This is a genomic window from Pseudomonas sp. NKUCC02_KPG, from assembly GCF_019345465.1.
In the GTDB taxonomy this organism is placed as follows: domain Bacteria; phylum Pseudomonadota; class Gammaproteobacteria; order Pseudomonadales; family Pseudomonadaceae; genus Aquipseudomonas.
On the sequence record NZ_JAHKRC010000008.1, the window covers coordinates 108,813 to 131,796 of the forward strand.

The following is a 22,984-nucleotide window of genomic DNA, read 5'->3' on the forward strand; positions in this document are numbered from 1 at the left end:
TCACCTTAATCCTGGATGGGTTAAATGCTTAATACCAAAAACAGCTAACCAAATACCCGGACAGGGTTCTATGTATATGCCTTAAAAGTATTAGATGCTTATGTCTTTATTGCGCTAGCTTCTAAAAACGCCACGCTTGGTGATCCATAAAGCCTCTTTTCTCAATGCCAGACTGCATGCCTACAGATGGTTGAGTTATCCGTTAACTCTGTAGGAATCTTTAATGACAACACGTCGAAAATTGCTAACCCTGTTGGGTCTGGCCTCGCTGGCGCTGCAGGGCGCACCCACTTATGCTGCTGCACCGCAGACCCTGGTCGTGGGGGATCAGTTCTTCTCCAATCGCATTGTTCTGGAGCTCTCGGGTGAGCTCAAAGACTTGCCTTACACCATCGACTTCAAACGCTTCAATACCGGCTCTCCCGTGGCTTCGGCAGTCGCCAGCGGCGCGCTGGATATTGGCGTGGTGGGCGACACCCCGGTGATCAGCCTGGCGGCCAACGGAGCTCCGGTCAAAGTGGTGGCCAGTACCCAGACCAGCCTCAACGGCGTAGGGATCGTGGCCCGCCCGGGTATTAAGTCGGTGGCGGACCTCAAAGGCAAAACCGTCGCGATCTGGAACGGCTCGTGGAGCCAGCAGATGATGTTCAAGGCGCTGGATGAAGCCGGAGTCCCGCGTGACAGCGTGAACTACAAGTTCCTGTTGCCCGCTGAAGCGAGCATGGCCTTGAGCCAGGGTGACATTGACGCTTTTGGTACCTGGGAACCCTATGTTTCCTTGCAGGAGAAAGAGGGCAGCACACTGATCCGCAATGCCAAGGGGCTGATGAGCGCACCGACCTATGTAGTTGCGTATGAGCCGGTGCTGGCGCAAAAGGGCGAGATCATCAAGGACTTTGTTGAGCGTCTGACCCGTGCCCGGGTATGGAGCCAGAGCCATGTCGACGAATACGCGGCTGCCTGGTCCAAGGCCAACCAGTCTTCCCCGGAAATCGCCAAGGCCTGGTTCAAGCGTGATGCCATTACCGTATTGCCCATCTCGCCCACCATCGTCAGCGAAGCCCAGGCCACCTCTGATTTTCTCTACGACGCCAAGCTGCTGAAAAAGCCCTACGACGTCACTCCCATGTTTGACCGCGCACTCTGATCACCGAGGAAAACCTTATGGCCAAGCAAATGGCATTGGCGGGGTTCATGCTTTCGGGCCCCGTGGTACATAGTCACGCGGTGTGGCGTCACCCGCAGACCCATAGCCACTTTCTCGACCCCGACTACTACATCGAAATTGCCAAAACCCTCGAAGACGGCTGCTTTGACCTGTTGTTTTTTGCCGATCGCCTGGCGGTTGGCGATCAGGCCGGGCAATCACGTGCGCGCTCTTTTGAGCTGGGTGCCCAGGATGCTGCGCGGCTGGACCCGTTGCCGATTCTTAGCCTGCTGGCCGGTCACACCAGGCATATCGGCCTGGGGCTGACGCGTTCCACCACCTACTACCAACCACCCCATGTAGCGCGGGCGATTGCCTCCCTCGATCACATTTCCAAAGGGCGAAGTGCGTGGAACATCGTCACGTCCATGAACGACAGCGAAGCGCGTCTGTTTGGTCATGCGCAGCATCTGGCCCATGACCAGCGTTACGCCCGTGCCGATGAGTTTGTCGAACTGGTGCTCAAGTTGTGGAACAGCTGGCAGCCTGATGCGCTGGTGCTGGACAAGGTTCGCGGCATTCTCGCGGACCCGGACAAAATCGATGCCTTCAAGCACCGCGGTACTTTCTTTGAGTGTGAGGGGCCGCTGAATATCCCGCGTGTACCCCAGGGCCAGCCCGTATTGATTCAGGCCGGGGCGTCGGGCCGTGGTCGGCAGTTTGGTTCGCGCTGGGCAGAGGTCATTTTCAGCATCAACAGTCGGGTAGAGCGCATGCTCGAATTCCGTCAGGACATCCACCAGCAAATGCGCGCCATTGGCCGCAACCCCGATGACTGCAAAATTCTCACGGCGGTCATGCCATTCATTGGCGGCACTGAAGCCGAAGCGATCAAAAAGCGCGATGAACACAATGCATTGGCCAACCCTGAACTGGGGGTGATCACCCTGTCGACCCAGTCCAATTTCGACTTCACCCGGTTCCCGCTGGACACCCGCCTGCTGGACATCGCCAGGCACTCGGCGACGCCGGACGTGATTGCGCAAAAACTGCGTCTGGAGCGCGACATCACCCTTGGCGAGTACGGTGCCATCATGGCCGCCAGTATTCGCGTACCGCAATTGGCGGGCACCGCCGAAAGCGTGGCGCAGCAACTGATTGACTGGTTGGAGCAGGGTGCTTGCGACGGCTATGTGGTATCGCCTGCCTACCTGCCAGGTACTTTCACGGAATTCACCGAGTCGGTGGTGCCGATCCTGCAACGTCGCGGTTATCTGCGCACGGCGTATGAACACCCGACGTTGCGCGGTCATCTGGGCTTGAAGAATTTTGGCTGAGGTTACAAAGCGAGGGGCTTACCCCTAAACCCCTCGCAGATAACTTACTACTCGGTAGAGCCATCAATACGTCCGCTTCTGTGAGCGGTTGAATCCTTGTGTGCGGCCTTAGAAGCGGCGAGCGGTGGTGTAGTTTTTCTTCCAGTACGAATTGTCCATCGAGTCGATACGAATCGTCTTGCCCGTGCGCGGTGCATGAATAAAACGGTTATCGCCGATGTACAGGCCGACGTGATTGCTTCGCGTCCCCCCTTGGGTACGGAAAAAAACGGCATCGCCAGGTTTGAGTTGATGTCGGGCGACCTTTTGCAAGTCTGCATTCAGCATGGCCGAAGTGGTTCTGGGTATATGGATATTGGCTTCGTTTTTGAACAGGTAGACCAGCATGCCGCTGCAATCGAAGCCCTTTTCCCGCGACATGCCGCCCCACAGGTAAGGGATGCCCAGCAAGGAGTGGGCGCTGTCGATGACCTTTTTGACGTGCAGTGGTGAAGAACTTTCTTTTTTAACCGATTGTTGAATGGCCCAGGAATACGTTTTGTAAAGATCGGTGGCGGACGCAATGCTGGAGCCGGCGAATGTAAAAAACAAGAACAAAGAAATGAATCTGGACACAAGTAACCTTCTATTTGATGGGGGTACTTGAAGTCTAAATTCGTCAGTACTACGCAGAAACGGGAAAATTCCTACGCATATTGGCGGAAATTTCCGAGTCCGACGAACAGTACTAGTTGTATTGAGAAAAGCGTTTCAGGGGGGCATATCCGCGCTGGGGCAGGGCGCTCAGTGATAATCATGGCCTGGTCATTTAGTCACTTTGTGGCTCTGGGTGGTATGCCGTTACCGCTCTAAAGTGGAGCCACTTTCCTAATGGCTGACCATCATGAATTTCACACTGCAACATCTTGAGGACGAGCCGGCACTGCGTGTCAGTTTTGACCTGATGCGCGTCTTGCGCCCACATCTGCGAGATCCCGCAACCTATTCAACGCAACTTCTGCGACAGGTGGCTCAGGGCTACCGTCTGCTCGCTGCCTGGCAGGGGCATACTCTGGTCGGGCTGGCGGGGTACCGCGAGATGGAAAACCTGATCTATTCGCGCTTTATTTATGTCGATGATCTGGTGGTGAGTCCCGATTTACAGCGTTCAGGTGTGGGGAGTCGCCTGTTGAGCCGCGTTCGCGAAGAAGCGATGCGGCGCCAGTGCGATCATCTGGTACTGGACACGGGGCTGCACATGGCGCTGGCTCAGCGTTTCTATTTCCGCCAGGGCCTGCTGGCGCATGGCATGCACTTCACCCAGACCCTCACCGGGGAGCAACCATGAACAATGCATTGCTGATCAACGCCAGCCCCCACGGGCACTTTTCCCATGCCAGTCGGCTGGCTCGCGAATTTTTGGCATCCCTGCGCCAACGTTATCCTGATCTTGCATGGGTGGGGCGTGACTTCAGCGAGCAACCGTTGCCGCCGCTGGGCATCGATTACGGCGCCGCGCTGGCGACACCCACACCGTTCGAGGCCCCGGTGTTCGATGTGTCCGAGGCGCTGATTCGTGAGCTGGAAACCAGCGACATGCTGGTGATCGCCACGCCCATGCACAACTTCACCGTCCCGGCAGCTCTCAAGCTGTGGATCGATTACGTGTTGCGCATTCATCGCACGTTCAGCGCAGGCCCCGAGGGCAAAACCGGGTTACTTGCCGATCGTCCGGTGTACGTGCTGGTGGGCTCGGGTGGTTTTCATCAGGGGGAAAGGGCGCGGCAACCGGATTTTCTGACGGACTACCTGCGTTATGCCCTGAACACGCTTGGGCTGTTTGACATTCACTTTGTCTATTTGCAGGGCCTTGTGTTTGGCGAGGCGGCAGTGGCAGCAGCACTCAAGGATGCCCGTGAGCAACTTGCACGCTTGGCCGACCAATAGCCCTTCCTTCAACCCTCGGCACTGTGGGCCAGGCTCTCGATTACTTGCGTGAGTACGTCATTGGGCACCGGCACTTTATTGCGTCGTGCCTGGCGATACTCGCTGGGTGTGCAGCCGGCGTAATGCTTGAATGCACGGGCGAAGTAGGAGGGGTCCTTGAATCCCACTTCATAGCCGATGCTGGTGATGGGCATCTGGCTGTTGTCGAGCAGGTCTTTGGCGTTGTCCATACGTTTGCCCAATACGTAATCCATAAAACCCAGTCCGTAGACTTCCTTGAACAGGCGGCTGAAGCGAAAGGCGGTCATGCCGCAACGCTTGGCCAGGGCCTTTTGGTCGATGCTTTCGTGGTAATGCTGATCGATGTACTGCAACGCATTGTGCAGTGCCTTGTGCTTTTGATGGTCAGTCGTCAGCCGAATGCTGTCCGGCAGGGTGGGGCCATGTTCGATTGCCTGTGCCTTGCTGGCGCCGATTCGGTTGTGGCGCAGCTCACAGAGCTGTTCAAGGGCGTGCAGGTAGCGGCTGACCTCGCTGGCGCACAAGGGCAACACCACATATTCCCAGACCCGTGAGCGCATGGCCCAGACGGCCAGTTCTTCACTGTGCTGGACGGTAAACATGGTGATGGGCGTGGAGGGAGACTTGAGTTTGATCTCCTGCAACAAACTCAGCCCGGGCAGGTCGGGGCAGTCAAAGTGCATGCAAATCATGTCCGGCACCGGTTCGCAACGTCTTTGCAGCCATGCCAGGGGTTGTTCCAGCTGGCAGGTGCAGGCCGGGCGAAAGAGCAGGAGCAGTTCTTCAGTCGATTGATTGCGCGTCAGATCGAACCATAAGAGATGAGGCTTTATGACAGCGTCGGATGTCATTTGATTAATCCTGTCTTGTGCCTTGTGCTGTCTGCTTTTTCGAGTCTTTATCAGTGCCTGCTGCGCTTCAGTGTTCTTTAGGGTGCGCCTGTAAGTGTGGTTGTTTTGTGAAAAAAAATGCAAAAAAATCCTGTCCTTCGACAATAAACTCCTAACGGCCCTGATGGCCACTGACTAGCCTTCAATCAGGCGGTTTATTAAGTAATCGCTTTGGGTAAACCACTCAAGTGAGGTGAGTAGAATGAACGTGCAGTCAATCAGGAATTATATACATGCCTTTATCAAGGATGAAGACGGCCTGACGATTGTCGAGTATGCCGTAGCCGGTGGGTTGATTACCCTGGGGGCGGTTGCAGCTTTTATAACCTTGGGAGGTAACGTCAGCACGGCCATTACCAGTCTGGGGTGCGCGGTACAGGGTAAAACCTGTTGATTCAGCATTGTGCGGGGCCTGTCAGGGCGACCTTTATACACGTGTTGTGGGTGGCTTGGCGGCGGGAAGATTGAATCCTGATATGAATCACCCGGCTTAGTCAGTTGCGCTATACGTCCCCTCTAGCCAACTGTTCTGAGCCGGTTTTTTTATTGTATTGAGTGCTGCAGGTGGCGGAAAAATGCAGGTTGCGAATGGTGTGGTAGTAGTACGGTCAGCATATGAACTATTGCACGCGGTCGATTTATTTTGGTCAGGGGGTTCGTAATTAATATGTCTGGCGTGTTGGCAATAAAGTCCTAGCAGTCAGCAAAAAACTCCTAACCCATCAGTATGTGCGCTGACTAAGATTTTAATTAAGCAGTGCATATAGCCCTGCTGGTGAATATTAAACATTGAGTGAGGTGGGCAAAATGAAACTGCAATCAGTTAAGACTTCAGTGCTGAAGTTCATCAACGATGAAGATGGCCTGACCATTGTCGAATACGCAGTGGCCGGTGGTCTGATAACCCTGGGCGCTGTCGCGGCGTTTATCACCTTGGGCACCAATGTGAAAACCGCCATTACCAGCCTGGGATGCGCCGTACAGGGCAAAACCTGCTAGCACGATGATCCCTGTGAGGGTGCAGCCATGAGCGAGTTACAGAGTGTTGCTGTTGCGTTGCTGTCAGGGCTGCTGGGAATTGCGGTGGTTAGCGATCTGCGCAATCACCGCATTCCCAACCTTCTTGTTTTGCTGGGGTTGGTGCTGGGGGTTGTCGGCCAGACCTATGCCTTTGGCTTGATCGGTCTGGGCCATGCACTGCTGGGCCTGCTGGTCGGTTTCGCAATTTTTCTGCCCATGTATATGGTCGGGGGTATGGCCGCCGGGGATGTAAAGCTGATGGCGATGGCCGGCGCCTTTCTCACCCCGCATGACGCCCTTTGGGCTGCGTTTTTCAGCCTGATTGCAGGGGGGGCATGCGGCCTGCTGCTGGTGCTTGTGCGTGGCCAGGCGCTGCAAACCCTGGGTCGATATTGGCTGATGCTCAGGGCCAGAGCCTACTTTCCGCCAGCCGATGACGAAGTGGCTGGCAAGCCCTTCCCCTATTCGATCGCCGTTTTGCTGGGCACCTTGATCAGCGTCTTCTGGCTGCCTTTAAGCCATTAGTTCAGGAGAACACCATGTACGCCATCAGCAGCAACCGTGTTTCTCTCGCTGAGCGCGAAGCGGTACAGCAACTGGCGCCACAGCCACGCACGATCCTTGAGACCGGACTGGCGGACAACTTTCTCGGTGATCTGGTGTGCAAGCACTTGCACGATGCCGGGGTGCTGGACATGGTGCAACTGACGGTACGTCTGGCCCTGACCGGTGCAGTTCTGGAAGAAGTCCTGACATTCCTGCGCAAGGATCGCCGTGTCGAAGTGCTCGGCCAGGCAGGGGGGCAGACCCTGCGCTACGGCTTGACCGAACGCGGTCGCAACAGTGCCCGCGATGCCCTGGCCCGCAGTGGCTATATAGGTGCTGCGCCTTATCCGGTGAGCGCTTATCGAACACTGCTCAAGTTGCAGACCATTCATCACGGTCGTATCAGTGCCCATGACATGCATCACTGCTTCGGTTCGATGGTGCTCGCGCAAAGCATGCTCGATCAATTGGGCGTTGCCCTGAATTCCGGGCGCGCCATCATGATTTACGGACCTGCGGGCACCGGCAAGACCTATGTCAGCAGCCGTTTGATACGGCTGTTTGCCGAGGCGATATGGGTGCCCCATGCAATCGCTATCAACGAAGCGGTGATCGAGATTTTCGACCCTCAGGTGCACAAGCGCCTGGACGATGACGAACAACCCAACACCTTGATGCTCAGTGAAGGCATCGATCGTCGGCTGCTGCGTTGTGAACGGCCGATTGTCATCACCGGTGGCGAGCTGACGATGGAGCAACTGGACGTTCGCTACGACCCGTTTGCCCGCCAGTACCAGGCACCGTTGCAACTGAAGGCCAGCAACGGCTTGCTGATCATCGACGATCTTGGGCGCCAGCGCATGACGCCGGACGTGTTGTTGAATCGCTGGATTGTGCCGATGGAGGAGCGCCGCGATTTCCTCAACCTGGGGGGTGGGCGTCACTGCGAACTGCCATTTGACCTGATCCTGGTGTTTTCCACCAACCTCAACCCGCTGGAGCTGGCCGATGAGGCGTTTTTGCGGCGTATTGGCTACAAGCTGCAATTTGGCTACCTCAAGCCTGGCGAATACGAACGTATCTGGGTTCAAGAAACGCAACGGCTGGGCATTGCTCATGACCCTGTGTTGCTCAGTTATGTGCTGCGCGAACTCTATGGCGCCGAAAACATGCCCCTGGTGCCTTGCCATCCGCGGGATCTCTTGAATATGGCGTGTGATCGCCAGCGTTATCTGGAAGGGTCAGGACCACTGACTGCTCAGGAACTTGAGTGGGCGTGGCACAACTATTTCGTCCAACTCGATTTTCTTGGGTAAGGAGTCATTGTCATGAACTCGCGCACGCTTACTTTGATTGTCCTGTCCGTGATTCTGGGGCTGGGCGCGACATGGATGGCCAACAACTGGCTGACGGCAAGGCTCAATACCAGCCCCGACGATAACCAGCAAAACGTGGTGATCGCCACGGTAGAAATTGCTTTCGGGCAAATGATCGAGCCGCAGCAGGTGACAGTGGTGCGTATGCCCAAGGATGCCGCACCGGATGACGCATTCGATTCGACTGAAAAAGTAGTTGGCAAGATCGCCACTTTCTCCCTGCTGCGTGGCGACATCCTGCGTGGTGCACGTCTGGCCGAGCACATGGGCGGCAGCACCCTGGCGTCACTGATCGAACCCAGCAAGCGTGCCATATCGGTACGTGTCGATGATGTGGTTGGCGTCGGTGGGTTCCTGTTGCCGGGAAATCGGGTCGATGTGCTGGCCACCAGGCAGACAGGTAACGCGGGTGATGCCGAGTCCAAGACCATTCTGGAAGATCTGCGGGTTCTGGCGGTGGACCAGACAGCCAGTACCGACAAGACCCAACCGGTGGTGGTGCGTGCGGTCACCGTGGAAGTGACGCCTGACCAGGCGGAAGTGCTGGTCAAGGGGATGGCGGCAGGCAAGGTGCAATTGGCCTTGCGCAATCCGCTGGACAACCACAAGGAACCGGTCATGGCCGAGCCCGTTGCAGTGGCAGCACCCGCGCTGCCGAGCGTGATTTCCAAGCCGGTGGTACGTCGTCGTGTACCTGCCAACAACGCCAGCGTGATCGTGATTCGCGGCGTCACAGCAACAGTAGAAAAAGCGCTGTAGGGGTCGGCCTGCGGCCCGGTGAAAATGTGAAGGTGGAACATCATGAACGCGTGTATCCAACAGCCTCGCATCGCGTTTGCACAACAACAGCGTGGAGCCATGCTTGTTCTGGTCGTGATTGCCATGGCTTCGCTCTTGCTGATGGGGGCCCTGGCACTGGACGGCAGCCATATGCTGCTGAACAAGACTCGCCTGCAAAATGCAGTGGATGCCGCAGCACTGAGCGGGGCCAAAACGCTGAGCATGGTGGTAGGTGCGACCGGGTCTGCGAGCCTGACTCAAACCGCTGCACTCAACACCCTGACCCTGAATGCCAATGCGGCGGGCAACCAGGAACTGGCCACGGCGATTGCAGCCAATGCAGCAGGCTTTGCCAAGGTGGAGCTGGCAACCACCGTTTATGGACCGTTTTCTTTTCCTGGCCCTGCCAATGCGACTTTTGTCCGGGTCACGGTGACCAATTACCCCCTGAGCAGTTTTTTCTGGGGTGTGTTTCAGGCCCTGGATAATGGCAACGCCACCAGCAAGTCAGTCGCGGCGGTTGCCACCGCCGGCCCCAGCCCGACCAGCGCTCCGTGTGATCTGACGCCGCTGCTGGTATGCGGCGATCCGACGCAAAACAACCCGACTGCGGGAATGTTCTGGGGCTTCAGGTTCGGTGATTTGCAAGTGCTCAAAACCGCAGCCAATAACAGCTCTGCCATTGGCCCGGGCAACTTTCAACTGCTGGATTTTGGCTCGGGTGGCAAGACGGTCAGGGAGGGATTGGCGGGCGGAATCAATCAGTGCAATGTTGTCGGCTCGACAGTCCAGACCAAACCCGGCAACACCGTTGGGCCTTCGGCGCAGGGTCTCAATACGCGATTTAACGAATACAAAGGGGGGCTGAGCGCCTCGGATTACCCGCCGGACCTGGTCACTACCGTCAATTCCAAGTCGTTTACCTACGCCGGCTCCCCCGCGCCGATTCAGTACAACGGTCAGACGGTCACTTCCAGCAACGGCAACCTGTCCACTTCCAGTGGTGCCTTGTACGACTACAACAATTGGGCACAGGACTCGGCTGCCTGTGTGGGCGGCGGGGGTAATTGTCAGAGCAATGGCGTATTTGAACGGCGCATCATCAAAATCGTGATCGGCGATTGCTCTGGCAAGAACGACGGCGCGTCATCGATACCGGTACTGGGCTTTGGTTGCTATTTCGTGCTGCAGCCCGAAGCCCAACAAGGCAATTCGGCGCAGATTTTTGGTCAGTTCGTCAGTGTGTGCGAAGGCGACAACGTACCCGGGCCAAATCCGGCGGGTAGCGTCGGTCCACAGATCATTCAGTTGTACAAAACCTATATCGACAATAACCAGACGCCGAGCACCGACTCCTAGGAGGTCTCATGGGACGCTGTGGATTCAAGTCGGTACGTGCTCAACGTGGCCTGGCAATGGTCGAGTTGGCGCTGACGCTGCCGCTGCTGGTTTTACTGATGCTCACCTTCGCCGAGTTCGGTCGCATGCTGTTCCAGTACAACAGCTTGCAGCAGGCCAGTCGTGATGCCGGGCGGTATGTGGCCAGCCAGGCATGGAATTCAACCCTGGGTACGGTCCAGCTGAGTGCCGCGCTGATCACCCAGACCCAGAATGTTGCCGTCTATGGCATACCGGCCAACCCCAATGGCTACCCGGCGGTAGCACCGGGCCTCACCACGGGCAATGTCACGGTGAGTGCGGTGGGCACTGACCATGTCCGGGTCAGCATTGCCTACACCTTTGTCCCGGTGATCGGCAGCTCAATCCCGGCCCTGTATGGCAGCAGCGTGCCGCTGGGCCTGCTGCTGACTTCAACGGTTGTCATGAGGGCCTTGTGATGAACAGCAAGCGCATGGGCGGCGTGTACATCGTCGAGTTCGCCATCACGGCTCTGGTGTTGTTCACCTTGCTGTTTGGCGCGCTGGAAATGGGCCGGTTGTATTTCACGGTCAACGTGCTCAGTGAGTCGGTGCGTCGTGGTGCGCGTCTGGCGGCGGTGTGCAATATCCAGGATCCGGTCATCCTGCGTCGCGCGATGTTCAACACCGCCACCAATGCCGGGCCGAGCAGCCTGATTGCCAGCTTGAGCACGGCCAACCTGAACTTGATCTATATGGATGCCAACGGTGCTGTGATCGCCAGCCCCAATGATCTGGTGAGTGCCACCGGCTTTGCGGCCATTCGTTATGTACAGCTACAGGTCACCAATTTCAGTTTCAATCTGTTGATCCCCGGATTCAGAGGGGTGTTCATTCTGCCCACGTTCAGGTCGACGGCACCTCGCGAGAGTCTTGGTCGTCAACCTGATGCAACGGTTACACCGGGGATTACGCCATGTTGAGCGTGCGAGAAGTGACGGCGGCTGCGTCGACAGATCGCCAGGCAATGCGCTTGTTGATCAGTGGGCGAGACGGGGCGGCGTTGAACCATCTCAAAGCCTTGAGCCAGGGCATACCCAACCTGCAGGTGAACATCCGGTTGGTGAGCAATGGCCATACCGATCCGTTGTACGGGCTGGAGCAGATGCCTGATTTCCTGCTGTTGCGCGTCAGCCATTTATGGCGTGAGGAGTTGGCGGCGCTGTTGCAGCACCCGCTCAAAGAGCGTCCGCCTCTGCTGGTGTGCGGGCCTCTGGAAGAGCACGAAGGCATGCGTCTGGCCATGCAGGCCGGAGCCCGTGATTTTTTGCCTGAGCCTGTGTCAGCAGAGGATTTGCAGTCGGCACTCGACCGCATGCAAATGGAACTGCACTCCGATCGTGGGGCCAAGGGCAAACTGGTGGCGGTGATGAATGCCAAGGGCGGATCGGGGGCCTCGATGCTGGCCTGTAATCTGGCTCATCAACTGAGCGTTCACGGCGGCAGAACCCTGTTGCTGGACCTGGACCTGCAGTTCGGCAGCCTGGCCCATAGCCTCGATGTGCTGCCGACCCACAGTCATACCGATGTGCTGCAACAGATCGATACCCTGGATAGCGTCGCATTGCGCGGTTTTTGCAGCCATTTCAGCCCTGCCTTGCATGTGCTGGGCGGGCGCGCCGATGAACTGTGCCTGTCCCAGGATATACCTCTGGAGCAACTGGACAGTCTGTTGCGGCTGGCGCGCAACACCTACGACTGGGTGGTGGTGGATTTGCCGCGCCATATCGATCACCTCACCGGCATCACCCTGGAACAGTCGGATCGGGTCTATATCGTGCTGCAACAGAGCCTGAGCCATCTGCAGGACGCCAATCGCCTTGTGCGCATCCTGCGCGACGATCTGGGCGTGCAGAGCAATCGCCTGCACGTGGTGATCAATCGCTTTGACAAGGCTTCGCCGTTCAAACCCAAGGACATCAGCGATGCGTTGCGTTGCGCTGACCTGCAAAAATTGCCCAATGACTATGCGGTGGTCAGTGAAAGCCAGAACACCGGGGTGCCACTGGAACTGCATGCGCCGCGTGCCGGTATCACTTCGAGCCTGCGCGAGTTGAGCCACAACCTGATCGGTGTCGAGGCCAATGAAGCGGGCTTGCTAAAACGTACGTTCAACCGTCTGTTCGGAGGATAAGCCATGCTCAGCGACTTTCGTAACCGCCTGCGTCAGCGAGCTGGCAAGCTGGCCCCGGTAGATACTGTGGTGATACCCATCGAGGGTGCCGACTGCGCCAGTGTATTGATGGCCTGGGAGGCCAGTGCACCGGATGTGGTGTACGAAACCCGCACCAAACTCAGCTCGATGGAAGCCGAGTGGCGGGAGAAAATCTACCAGCAGTTGCTCAAGGTCATGGACCTGTCCTTGCTCGATACCCTGGAGCTGGCCGACGCCGGACGCCAGATCCGCGAAATCAGTCTGCGCCTGCTGGACGAGTACTCGGCGCCGGTCAGTGCCAGCAGCCGCCAGTTGATTATCAAGCAAATCACCGATGAGGTACTGGGGCTCGGGCCGCTTGAACCGTTGCTCGGTGACAACAGCGTGTCCGACATTCTGGTCAATGGATTCAACTCGGTATATGTCGAGCGCTTTGGCAAGTTGCAGAGAACCGATGTGCGCTTTCGCGACGACCAGCATCTGCTCAATATCATCGACCGTATCGTGTCCAGTTTGGGGCGACGCATTGATGAGTCCTCGCCGCTGGTGGACGCGCGGCTCAAGGACGGCTCGCGGGTCAACGCGATCATCCCGCCGCTGGCCATCGACGGGCCGAGCATGTCGATCCGTCGCTTTGCCGTGGATTTGCTCAATACCCAGAGCCTGGTGCAAATGGGCACCCTGACGCCAGCGATCGCCCTGATGCTCAAGGCGATCGTGCGCGGGCGGCTCAATGTATTGATCTCCGGGGGCACCGGTAGCGGCAAGACCACCATGCTCAATGTGCTGTCCAGTTTTATCCCGCACAACGAGCGGATCGTCACCATCGAAGACTCTGCCGAGTTGCAACTGCAGCAACCCCATGTGGTGCGTCTGGAAACCCGTCCATCGAATATCGAGGGCCGTGGTGAAGTGGGCCAGCGTGAATTGGTGCGTAACAGTCTGCGGATGCGCCCGGACCGGATCGTTATTGGTGAGGTGCGTGGCGCCGAGGCCCTGGATATGTTGACGGCGATGAACACGGGGCACGATGGTTCGTTGACCACCATTCACGCCAATACTGCCCGCGATGCATTGGGGCGGATCGAGAATATGGTGTCCATGAGCGGAGCCACTTTTCCGATCAAGGCCATGCGTCAGCAGATCGCTTCGGCCATCGGCGTGGTCATCCAGCTGGAACGTCAGGAGGACGGTACGCGACGTCTGGTCAGCGTGCAGGAAATCAATGGCATGGAAGGTGATGTCATCACCATGACCGAGATCTTCGCCTTTGTGCGCAGCGGCATGGGCGAGAAAGGGGAGGTTTTGGGCGAGTTTCGCTCAACCGGGATGGTGCCGGCATTTCGTGATGTGCTGGCCAAACGGGGCATTGAGCTGCCGCTCAGCCTGTTCCGGCCGGACTGGATGGAGGGGTAGTGATGAACCAGATTCCTGGTGAATTTATCCTGGCGTTTCTGGGCATGGTGTTCTCTGCCATGTTCCTGCTCAGTCAGGGGCTGACGATTCCGGTGTTCGGTGAGGCCAACCAGGTGCGCAAGCGCATTCGTGGCCGTCTTAACTTGCTGGAGCGGGCCAATAACTTGCCCAACATGCAGTCGATACTGCGCCAGAAATACCTGCGTCGCCTGCCGCCCCTCGAGGCTCGCCTGGAGCAGTTGCCGATGATGGAAACCCTGGCCCAGATGATCGAGCAGGCCGGTCATGAGTATCGGGCTTATCGGGTCCTGTTGCTGGGGCTGGTGCTGGCGACAGCGGTGGGGCTTGTGCTGTGGTCATTTCTGCAGCTGTGGTGGGTGGCGGTACCGGCTGCGTTGGTCAGTTTCTGGTTGCCAATATGGAAAATATCCCACGACCGTACCAAACGTTTCGCCCAGTTCGAGGAGGGTTTGCCCGATGCCCTGGATGCCATGTGCCGCGCCCTGCGTGCCGGCCATCCGTTCAACGAAACCCTGCAACTGGTTGCTGATGAACATCACGGGCCGGTGGCTTACGAGTTTGGTCTGGCTTTTGCCGATATCAACTATGGCAATGATGTGCGTCGGGCCATGCTGGGCCTGCTGGAGCGTGTGCCCAGCATGACGGTGATGATGCTGGTGACCACGGTACTGATCCACCGTGAAACCGGTGGCAACCTGACCGAAGTACTGACCCGTTTGAGCAGCCTGATTCGCGGGCGTTTTCGCTTCCATCGCAAGGTCAAGACACTCTCGGCCGAAGGGCGGATGTCCGGCTGGATACTGGTATCGATGCCCTTTGTCCTGGCGCTGGCCATCTTGATTTCGAGCCCGACCTACATGCCCTTGCTGTTCAAGGAACCCCTGGGGCAGAAGCTGATCATGGGGGCGTTTGTGGCCATGCTGATCGGGATTTTCTGGATCCGCAAAATCATCCGGATCCAGGTGTGAATACGGGGTATCCCGGAGGGCATGGGCATGAACTATTTACTGGAACTGATCAACCGGCTGGTGGGTGACGAGCAACTGACCCGGCTGTTGTTCGCCGGGCTTATCGGGCTGAGTGTGGTGCTGGTGGTGGCGACACTGGTGATGCTGGTCAGGGGGCTGCAAAGCCCGGTGCAGCGCCGCTTGATGTTGATCAAGCGGGGTCATGGCACAGACCATCGGGCGCCACCGAGCAATCTGCAAATGATGCTTGAGCAGGTGGGGCAGCGCTTCAGTGCCGGTGAGACCCGGCGCTCATCGGCCACCCGCACCCTGTTGACCCATGCCGGTTATCGCTCGCCGTCGGCGGTGCAAGTGTACTGGGCGATTCGGCTGCTGCTGCCCTTGCTGCTGACAGGTATTACGCTTGTGGCGTTGCCGTTTATTACCAATATGTCGCTGCTACTGGGCGTTGGCCTGTTGATGTTGGCACTTGGGGTGGGGTGGCTGGTTCCGGCGGTCTATGTGGGCGCACGCAAGCAGGCACGCATGTCGCGGCTGCTGATTGCTTTCCCGGATGCGCTGGACCTTATGGTGGTGTGCGTGGAGTCGGGGCTCGCCTTGCCCCAGGCAATCGAGCGGGTCTCCGAGGAAATGGCCGTCAGCCAGCCCGATCTTGCCCTTGAGCTGGCACTGGTCAACGCCGAAGTGCGTGCGGGTGTTCCAAGCACTGAGGCCCTCAAGCACCTGGCCGAGCGTACCGGGCTGGAAGACATTCGCGGGCTGGTGAGCTTGCTGGCGCAGAGCATCCGCTTCGGCACCAGTGTGGGGACCACCTTGCGGATATATGCCGAAGAATTTCGCGATCGGCGTACGCAACTGGCTGAGGAAAAAGCTGCCAAGGTCGGTACAAAACTGGTCTTTCCGCTGATCTTTTGCCTGTGGCCCAGCTTTTTTCTGGTTGCCATCGGGCCTGCGATCATTAGCGTGTTCAAGGTTTTCGGAAAGATCTAAGGGAGGGGCGCGCGCAGCACTCCTTTTTCCGAAAAAACGCTCGATCACTTGCCCGCCGTCGCCCGTGCAACATTAAACTTTTGAATCCCAAGGATATTCTGTAGCCTTATCGCGCTTCAGTGCTTGTCCGTGCCTGATACACACATTCTCCCAGCGGGACTTGACGGTCCGGAGCTGGTGGTACACTCGACTTTCGCGCAACGCGCTTGCAGGTCTTGCGAACATGACGCAAATTTCTGAACGACTTCTGGTTCAAGCCCACCTTGATGCCAAGCAGCCAAAACCGCTGACTGAGGCACAAGCCCTCAGCCTTCGTGCGCAGATCGCGGCTGAGCTTAAAGCCCGCGACGCGGTGCTGGTGGCGCATTTCTACTGTGATCCGGTGATTCAGGCCCTGGCCGAAGAAACCGGCGGCTGTGTGTCCGACTCCCTGGAGATGGCCCGCTTTGGTGCGGCCCACCCGGCCAAAACCATTCTGGTGGCAGGTGTGCGCTTCATGGGCGAGACGGCGAAAATCCTGACCCCTGAAAAACGCGTGTTGATGCCAACGCTGGAGGCCACGTGTTCTCTTGACCTGGGCTGCCCGGTTGAAGAGTTCTCGGCCTTTTGCGACAAGCATCCCGAGCGCACGGTGGTGGTGTATGCCAACACGTCCGCGGCGGTCAAGGCCCGGGCTGACTGGGTGGTGACATCAAGCTGCGCGCTGGAAATCGTCGAAAGCCTGATGGATAACGGCGAAACCATTATCTGGGGGCCGGACAAGCATCTGGGCCGCTACATCCAGCGCCAGACCGGTGCCGACATGCTGCTGTGGGACGGTGCGTGCATCGTTCACGAAGAGTTCAAGTCCAAGCAGCTCGAAGACATGAAGGCGTTGTATCCGGACGCGGCAATTCTGGTTCACCCGGAGTCGCCGGAGTCGGTGATCGATCTGGCGGATGCCGTGGGCTCCACCAGTCAACTGATTGCTGCGGCGCAGAACCTGCCCAACAAGACCTTTATCGTGGCCACCGACCGCGGCATTTTTTACAAGATGCAGCAGCTGTGCCCGGACAAGGTCTTTATCGAGGCACCCACTGCGGGTAACGGTGCGGCGTGCCGCAGTTGCGCACATTGTCCGTGGATGGCCATGAATACCCTGGAACGCACCCTGGAGTGTTTGCAGCAGGGTACCAACGAGATTTTTGTCGACCCGGCACTGGTGCCCCATGCCATTCGCCCGCTCAAGCGCATGCTGGACTTCACCCAGGCTGCGCGTTTGAAACTGGCGGGGAATGCCTGAGTAGCTAGCCCTACTATCTGTGGGAGTGGCGGTGCGGCGATTTCACTTGCTCGTGATGCGGGCTTGCCGCGTCGAGGCTATCGCGAGCAAGCCCGCTCCCACAGAGTCAGTGAGGCTTTTGTCAGTTCATCATATCTTTGAGCGCCCGCTCCTGATCCATCAGTTCCCGCTTGCGGGCATCCAGGCGGGCCGACAGCTGGAAGTTGTTGGTGAGCTTCTGGGCAAAGTCCAGTTGCTGGATGGCCTGTCGGAAATCCCCCACCAGCGCAAAGTATTCCGCACGGGCCTGATGCAGCCCGATGATGTTGCCTGACAAGCCTCGAGTTTCTGCAACCGAGTACCAGACATCCGGGTCATCGGGGCGGCTTTTGAGCAAGGCTTCAAGGGCTTTGTCGGCTTCCTTGGGGTTATTTTGCTTGAGCAACAGATCAACACGCGCCTGATTGAGCGGGTAGTTGCCCGGATACAGGGTGCGCATTCTGTCGATTCGCTGCTGGGCTTCGGCCAGGCGATTGCTGTCCATGTCCAGCTCGATTTGCGCCAGGTTGTAGGTGATGTCGTTCGGCGACTTTTCCAGTAGCGGTTTGAGCGTATCGCGGGCTTCGTTGAACTGGCTGCCCTTGATGTAGGCAATGGCCAGGCCATAGCGGGCTACGTCGTTTTTCGGGTTCTCATCCAGTTGCTGGCGAAAGCGTTTGGCCGCCAGACCCGGGGTTTCTTCGTAGTTGAGTTGCACCCGGGCGCGGATCAGTTGATAGCGCAAGCTGTCTTCGGTGCCGCCCACTCTGGCCTGTTCGGCGCGGTTGCGGGTGTCGGCGATACGCGACTCGGTGACCGGGTGAGTCAGCAAAAACTCGGGTGGCCTGCCGTCAAAGCGGTATTGGCGCATCAGGCGTTCGAACATGGTAGGCATTGAGCGCGGGTCGTAGCCTGCTTTCTCCAGGTTGAGAATGCCGATCCGGTCAGCCTCCTGCTCATTCTGTCGCGAGAAGCGCCGCTGTTCCTGCATGGCCGCAGCCTGTGTCCCGGCGATGGCGGCAATGCCCGCGTCGCCCGCGCCCGAGGCCGCAACGATGATCCCGGCGAGCAGCGCAGCCATCATCGGCAACTGCATGCGCTGCTGGGCCTCTACGCCGCGAGCGAAGTGACGCTGTGACAAGTGAGCAAGTTCGTGGGCCATTACCGAGGCGTACTCACCTTCGGTCTGGGCGTTGAGGAACAGGCCGCCGTTGACCCCGATGATCCCGCCGGGAGCGGCGAAGGCGTTGAGCTGCGGGCTGTTGATCAGAATGAATTCCAGCCGGCGATCCTGTACCTGGCTGGTTTCAACCAGTTTGTAGACGCTGGTTTCGACGTAATCCTTGAGTTGCGGATCATTGAGCTGCGACACCTGTCCGCGCAGCATGCTCAACCAGGCACGGCCCAGTTGGTACTCTTGTTGTGGCGAGACGATCGATGAACTGGCGTCACCCAGAGACGGTAAATCGTCGGCGAAGCTCGGCGAGGCGAGCAGGCAAGCGAGCGTCAACAGGGTAGGGCGCAGAAAAGTCATGCACAGAGCTCTGGTCGGTAAAGCGCTTACTGTAGCTGGACACTCGGCTGGCGACCAGTGGCGGCTCTGCTTGGGGTATTCTAGCGGGCATAAAAAATGCCCTATCTGGAGAAGTACGTAATGACTGATGCGTTGGCCCATGATGCCGAACTGGACGCAGCGGGCCTTGATTGTCCGTTGCCATTGCTCAAGGCCAAGATGGCGTTGAACAAAATGAGCAGTGGTCAGGTCCTTAAGGTCATCGCCACGGATGGGGGTTCACAGCGTGACTTTCGTACCTTCGCGCGCTTGGCAGGGCATGAACTGCTGCGTGAAGAAGAAAATGCGGGTACCTATCGCTACTGGCTACGCAAGGCCTGAGTCCCGGTCTAAGGAATATTGATGTTCAAGGTTCTACGTGGTTGGGTTCAGCGCTATTTCTCTGATGAGGAAGCGGTTGTACTGGCGGTCTTGCTGGTGCTGGCATTTACCGCTGTGCTGACATTGGGCGGCATGTTGGCGCCCGTGTTGGCGGGCATGGTGCTGGCGTATCTGATGCAGGGCCTGGTGGTTGCTCTGGAGCGTCTGAGAGTGCCCGCCGCCGCAGCGGTCGGGCTGGTGTTTGCATTGTTCATGGGGTTGTTGCTGGTGTTTCTTGTGGTGGTGGTGCCTTTGCTTTGGCATCAACTGATCACGCTGTTCAATGAGCTGCCGGGCATGCTCGCAAAATGGCAATCGCTGTTGTTGCTGTTGCCCGAGCGCTATCCGCATCTGGTTTCGGATGAGCAGGTGCTGCAAGCCATCGAAGTTGCCCGGGGTGAAATCGGCAAGTTCGGGCAACTGGCGCTGACCTTTTCACTGTCCAGTCTGCCGCTGTTGGTCAACATCATGATTTATCTGGTGCTGGTGCCGATCCTGGTGTTTTTCTTCCTCAAGGACCGGGCGCTGATCGGCCGTTGGGTGCGTGGTTATCTGCCTCGCGAGCGGGCGTTGATTACCCGTGTGGCGCAAGAAATGAACCGCCAGATCGCGAACTACATTCGCGGCAAGGTCATCGAGATCATTATTTGCGGTGGCGTGACTTACATCGCATTTGTCACCATGGGCCTTAATTATTCGGCCTTGCTGGCGTTGCTGGTGGGGATTTCGGTGGTGGTGCCCTATGTGGGGGCCGTGGTGGTGACGGTGCCGGTGCTGTTGATCGCGTTGTTCCAGTGGGGCTGGAGTGATCAGTTTATCTATCTGATGGCTGTCTACGGGATCATCCAGACCCTGGACGGCAACGTGCTGGTACCGCTGCTGTTCTCCGAGGCTGTGAGCCTGCACCCGGTGGCAATCATTTGTGCGGTGCTGTTGTTTGGCGGGTTGTGGGGTTTCTGGGGGGTGTTTTTTGCAATCCCGCTGGCGACGCTGTTCAAGGCGGTGCTGGATGCCTGGCCACGGGAGCAGCAAGTTGTGGCTCCACTGCTATAAACACCTGAATCGCGGACATGAAAAAGCCCCGGCTCTGCAGTGAGAGTCGGGGCTTTTTCGTTACTGCATCAGCTTACGCTTGAATAACCGGAATGTTGGCATTTGCAGCCGCTTCACGGAATTCGGCGATCTGATCAAAGCTCAGGTAGCGGTATACGTCCGCTGCCATGGTGTTGATCTCTGCCGCGTAGGCCATGTATTCCTCAACGGAAGGCAGGCGACCCAGGATCGAGGCAACCGACGCCAACTCGGCCGAAGCCAGGTAAACGTTCGCGCCGTCACCCAGACGGTTCGGGAAGTTACGGGTCGAAGTCGACACAACAGTCGAGTTCGGCTCTACACGTGCCTGGTTACCCATGCACAGGGAGCAGCCCGGCATTTCCATGCGTGCGCCAGCTTTGCCGTAGATGCCGTAGTAGCCTTCTTCGGTCAGCTGGTGAGCGTCCATCTTGGTCGGCGGCGACAGCCACAGACGAGTTGGCAGCTGACCTTTGACCTTGTCCAGCAACTTGCCCGCAGCGCGGAAGTGGCCGATGTTGGTCATGCACGAACCGATGAACACTTCGTCGATCTTCTCACCGGCAACGGTGGACAGCAGGCGGGCGTCATCCGGGTCATTTGGCGCGCAGAGCACAGGCTCTTTGATGTCAGCCAGATCGATTTCGATGATGTGCGCGTATTCGGCGTCAGCATCGGCTTCCATCAGCTCAGGGTTGGCTACCCAGGCTTCCATCGCTTGAGCACGACGCTCAAGGGTACGAGCGTCGCCGTAACCTTCACCGATCATCCAGCGCAGCAGGGTGATGTTGGAGTTCAGGTATTCGGTGATGGACTCTTTGGACAGCTTGATGGTGCAGCCAGCAGCCGAACGCTCTGCCGAGGCGTCGGACAGTTCGAATGCCTGCTCGATGCTCAGGTTGTCCAGACCTTCGATTTCCAGGATGCGACCCGAGAATTCGTTGATCTTGCCTTTCTTCTCTACCGTCAGCAGGCCTTTCTGGATGGCGACGTAAGGGATGGCGTGTACCAGGTCACGCAAGGTGATGCCCGGTTGCATTTCGCCTTTGAAGCGAACCAGAACCGACTCTGGCATGTCCAGTGGCATTACGCCAGTGGCTGCGGCGAACGCTACCAGGCCGGAACCGGCCGGGAACGAGATGCCCATCGGGAAGCGGGTGTGGGAGTCACCACCTGTGCCGACGGTATCCGGCAGCAGCATGCGGTTCAGCCAGCTGTGGATAATGCCGTCGCCCGGACGCAGGGAAACACCGCCGCGGGTCATGATGAAATCAGGCAGGGTGTGGTGGGTGGTGACGTCGATCGGCTTTGGATAGGCCGCGGTATGGCAGAACGACTGCATTACCAGATCAGCGGAGAAGCCCAGGCACGCCAGGTCTTTCAGTTCGTCACGGGTCATTGGACCGGTGGTGTCCTGAGAACCTACGGTGGTCATCTTCGGTTCGCAGTAAGTGCCCGGACGAACGCCGGTCACGCCGCAAGCCTTGCCGACCATTTTCTGCGCCAGGGTGAAACCCTTGGTGCTTTCAATAGGTGCTTCAGGCTTTTTGAACAGGTCGGATGGAGCCAGGCCCAGTTCAGCGCGAGCCTTCTCGGTCAGGCCGCGGCCAATGATCAGGGGGATACGGCCGCCAGCGCGAACTTCGTCCAACAGAACCGGGGTCTTCATTTCGAAGGTAGTGATGACTTCGTCGGTACCGTGCTTGCAGACTTTGCCAGCGTGCGGGTACAGGTCGATCACGTCGCCCATGTTGATGTTGGAAACATCGAACTCGATTGGCAGTGCGCCAGCATCTTCCATGGTGTTGTAGAAGATCGGAGCGATTTTGCTGCCGAAGCAGAAACCACCGGCTCGCTTGTTCGGTACGTAAGGAACGTCGTCGCCGAAGAACCACAGTACGGAGTTGGTGGCCGATTTACGCGACGAACCGGTACCGACCACGTCGCCGACGTAGGCAATAGGGAAGCCTGCGTTGCGCATTTCTTCGATTTGCTTCATCGGACCGATGGAGCCTTGAACGTCCGGCACGATGCCGTCGCGAGCCATTTTCAGCATGGCCAGGGCGTGCAGCGGGATGTCAGGGCGCGACCAGGCGTCCGGTGCAGGCGACAGGTCGTCGGTGTTGGTTTCGCCAGTGACCTTGAACACGCGCAGGCTGATTTTGTCAGCCAGTACAGGGCGGTTCTTGAACCACTCGCCGTCAGCCCAGGATTGCACCACGGCTTTAGCGTGGACATTGCCGTTTTTGGCTTTTTCAGCGACGTCGTGGAAGGCGTCAAACATCAGCAGGGTGTGCTTGAGTTGCTCGGCGGCAACCGGTGCCAGCTCTGCGTCATCCAGCATCTCGACCAGCGTCACGATGTTGTAGCCGCCTTGCATGGTGCCAAGCAGTTCTACAGCGCGCTTCTTGCTGATCAGTGGGGAAGTCGCTTCACCTTTGGCGATGGCGGACAGGAAGCCTGCTTTTACATAGGCCGCTTCATCAACACCCGGCGGAATGCGGTTGGTGATCAGGTCAACGAGAAATTCTTCTTCGCCAGCTGGCGGGTTTTTCAGCAGCTCAACCAGAGATGCGGTTTGTTCGGCGTTTAGCGGCTGGGGAACGATACCCAGTGCTGCGCGCTCTTCGATATGTTTGCGGTAGGCTTCAAGCACAGTTATTACCCTC

At 57.9% G+C, this 22,984-nt stretch carries 23 protein-coding genes; 19 read left to right on the forward strand and 4 right to left on the reverse strand.

The features are described from left to right. Positions 1 to 223 precede the first annotated feature (223 nt). Together KO536_RS13040 and KO536_RS13045 are read left to right on the forward strand one after the other, a co-directional pair. Positions 224 to 1,147 carry an ABC transporter substrate-binding protein gene (locus KO536_RS13040; RefSeq protein ID WP_219262072.1) on the forward strand — a complete coding sequence of 308 codons (924 nt, stop codon included), beginning with the start codon at positions 224 to 226 and terminating at the stop codon, positions 1,145 to 1,147. 17 nt (positions 1,148 to 1,164) lie between these two features. Next, a complete protein-coding gene (locus KO536_RS13045) occupies positions 1,165 to 2,484 on the forward strand; it encodes an LLM class flavin-dependent oxidoreductase (protein WP_133077985.1) in 1,320 nt (439 codons plus the stop codon). A 108-nt stretch (positions 2,485 to 2,592) separates the two neighbouring features. Here the strand turns inward: KO536_RS13045 and KO536_RS13050 are convergent, their stop codons facing one another. Beyond that, positions 2,593 to 3,099 carry a C40 family peptidase gene (locus KO536_RS13050; protein WP_133077984.1) on the reverse strand — a complete coding sequence of 169 codons (507 nt, stop codon included), beginning with the start codon at positions 3,097 to 3,099 and terminating at the stop codon, positions 2,593 to 2,595. A gap of 268 nt (positions 3,100 to 3,367) precedes the next feature. Here KO536_RS13050 and KO536_RS13055 point away from each other — a divergent pair, with 268 nt between their 5' ends. Next, positions 3,368 to 3,811: a GNAT family N-acetyltransferase gene (locus KO536_RS13055; RefSeq protein WP_133077983.1), complete on the forward strand. Its 444-nt coding sequence runs from the start codon at positions 3,368 to 3,370 to the stop codon at positions 3,809 to 3,811. Further along, on the forward strand, positions 3,808 to 4,410 hold the full coding sequence (locus KO536_RS13060; RefSeq protein ID WP_219262073.1) for an FMN-dependent NADH-azoreductase: 603 nt from the start codon (positions 3,808 to 3,810) through the stop codon (positions 4,408 to 4,410). Before KO536_RS13055 ends, KO536_RS13060 begins: the two co-directional genes overlap by 4 nt. 8 nt (positions 4,411 to 4,418) lie before the next feature. Here KO536_RS13060 and KO536_RS13065 read toward each other — a convergent pair whose 3' ends face one another. Then, the gene (locus KO536_RS13065; protein WP_133077981.1) at positions 4,419 to 5,282 is read right to left on the reverse strand and encodes a response regulator transcription factor; all 864 of its coding nucleotides are present in this window, start codon (positions 5,280 to 5,282) and stop codon (positions 4,419 to 4,421) included. A 241-nt stretch (positions 5,283 to 5,523) separates the two neighbouring features. Between KO536_RS13065 and KO536_RS13070 the strand changes: the two genes are divergently transcribed. The 13 genes from KO536_RS13070 to nadA all read left to right on the forward strand — a co-directional run bounded on the left by KO536_RS13070 (position 5,524) and on the right by nadA (position 17,293). Continuing rightward, complete coding sequence (locus tag KO536_RS13070) at positions 5,524 to 5,715, forward strand: Flp family type IVb pilin (protein WP_133077980.1); 192 nt, start codon at positions 5,524 to 5,526, stop codon at positions 5,713 to 5,715. A 413-nt stretch (positions 5,716 to 6,128) separates the two neighbouring features. After that, a complete protein-coding gene (locus KO536_RS13075) occupies positions 6,129 to 6,320 on the forward strand; it encodes a Flp family type IVb pilin (RefSeq protein WP_133077979.1) in 192 nt (63 codons plus the stop codon). A 27-nt stretch (positions 6,321 to 6,347) separates the two neighbouring features. Further along, complete coding sequence (locus KO536_RS13080; RefSeq protein WP_133077978.1) at positions 6,348 to 6,866, forward strand: prepilin peptidase; 519 nt, start codon at positions 6,348 to 6,350, stop codon at positions 6,864 to 6,866. Between the two features lie 14 nt (positions 6,867 to 6,880). Continuing rightward, positions 6,881 to 8,203, forward strand: a complete 1,323-nt coding sequence (locus KO536_RS13085) for an AAA family ATPase (protein WP_133077977.1) — start codon at positions 6,881 to 6,883, stop codon at positions 8,201 to 8,203. A 12-nt stretch (positions 8,204 to 8,215) separates the two neighbouring features. Beyond that, positions 8,216 to 9,022, forward strand: a complete 807-nt coding sequence (cpaB, locus tag KO536_RS13090) for a Flp pilus assembly protein CpaB (RefSeq protein WP_219262074.1) — start codon at positions 8,216 to 8,218, stop codon at positions 9,020 to 9,022. Between the two features lie 39 nt (positions 9,023 to 9,061). After that, a complete protein-coding gene (locus KO536_RS13095; RefSeq protein ID WP_219262116.1) occupies positions 9,062 to 10,402 on the forward strand; it encodes a TadE/TadG family type IV pilus assembly protein in 1,341 nt (446 codons plus the stop codon). A gap of 8 nt (positions 10,403 to 10,410) precedes the next feature. Continuing rightward, positions 10,411 to 10,881 carry a TadE/TadG family type IV pilus assembly protein gene (locus KO536_RS13100; protein ID WP_133077974.1) on the forward strand — a complete coding sequence of 157 codons (471 nt, stop codon included), beginning with the start codon at positions 10,411 to 10,413 and terminating at the stop codon, positions 10,879 to 10,881. After that, positions 10,881 to 11,384: a TadE/TadG family type IV pilus assembly protein gene (locus KO536_RS13105; RefSeq protein ID WP_133077973.1), complete on the forward strand. Its 504-nt coding sequence runs from the start codon at positions 10,881 to 10,883 to the stop codon at positions 11,382 to 11,384. The genes KO536_RS13100 and KO536_RS13105 overlap by 1 nt, the downstream gene beginning before the upstream one ends. After that, positions 11,378 to 12,595, forward strand: coding sequence for an AAA family ATPase (locus KO536_RS13110; protein ID WP_219262075.1), 1,218 nt, complete (start codon positions 11,378 to 11,380; stop codon positions 12,593 to 12,595). Before KO536_RS13105 ends, KO536_RS13110 begins: the two co-directional genes overlap by 7 nt. 3 nt (positions 12,596 to 12,598) lie before the next feature. After that, on the forward strand, positions 12,599 to 14,032 hold the full coding sequence (locus KO536_RS13115; RefSeq protein WP_133077971.1) for a CpaF family protein: 1,434 nt from the start codon (positions 12,599 to 12,601) through the stop codon (positions 14,030 to 14,032). A gap of 2 nt (positions 14,033 to 14,034) precedes the next feature. Then, positions 14,035 to 15,021, forward strand: coding sequence for a type II secretion system F family protein (locus KO536_RS13120; protein ID WP_133077970.1), 987 nt, complete (start codon positions 14,035 to 14,037; stop codon positions 15,019 to 15,021). A gap of 27 nt (positions 15,022 to 15,048) precedes the next feature. Then, positions 15,049 to 16,011, forward strand: a complete 963-nt coding sequence (locus KO536_RS13125; protein ID WP_133077969.1) for a type II secretion system F family protein — start codon at positions 15,049 to 15,051, stop codon at positions 16,009 to 16,011. 223 nt (positions 16,012 to 16,234) lie between these two features. Further along, complete coding sequence (gene nadA, locus KO536_RS13130; protein ID WP_016782293.1) at positions 16,235 to 17,293, forward strand: quinolinate synthase NadA; 1,059 nt, start codon at positions 16,235 to 16,237, stop codon at positions 17,291 to 17,293. Positions 17,294 to 17,414: 121 nt separating this feature from the next. Here nadA and KO536_RS13135 read toward each other — a convergent pair whose 3' ends face one another. After that, entirely contained in the window at positions 17,415 to 18,845 is a 1,431-nt protein-coding gene (locus tag KO536_RS13135; protein ID WP_133077968.1) for a M48 family metalloprotease, read from the reverse strand. Positions 18,846 to 18,965: 120 nt separating this feature from the next. On the opposite strand from KO536_RS13135, the gene KO536_RS13140 reads away from it, so the two are divergent. Then, positions 18,966 to 19,205 carry a sulfurtransferase TusA family protein gene (locus KO536_RS13140; RefSeq protein ID WP_133077967.1) on the forward strand — a complete coding sequence of 80 codons (240 nt, stop codon included), beginning with the start codon at positions 18,966 to 18,968 and terminating at the stop codon, positions 19,203 to 19,205. A gap of 21 nt (positions 19,206 to 19,226) precedes the next feature. Further along, positions 19,227 to 20,297 (forward strand): AI-2E family transporter, encoded by a 1,071-nt coding sequence (locus KO536_RS13145; protein ID WP_133077966.1) that lies wholly within the window; start codon positions 19,227 to 19,229, stop codon positions 20,295 to 20,297. A 73-nt stretch (positions 20,298 to 20,370) separates the two neighbouring features. Here KO536_RS13145 and acnB read toward each other — a convergent pair whose 3' ends face one another. Beyond that, positions 20,371 to 22,971: a bifunctional aconitate hydratase 2/2-methylisocitrate dehydratase gene (acnB, locus tag KO536_RS13150; RefSeq protein ID WP_133077991.1), complete on the reverse strand. Its 2,601-nt coding sequence runs from the start codon at positions 22,969 to 22,971 to the stop codon at positions 20,371 to 20,373. Between the last annotated feature and the right edge of the window lie 13 nt (positions 22,972 to 22,984).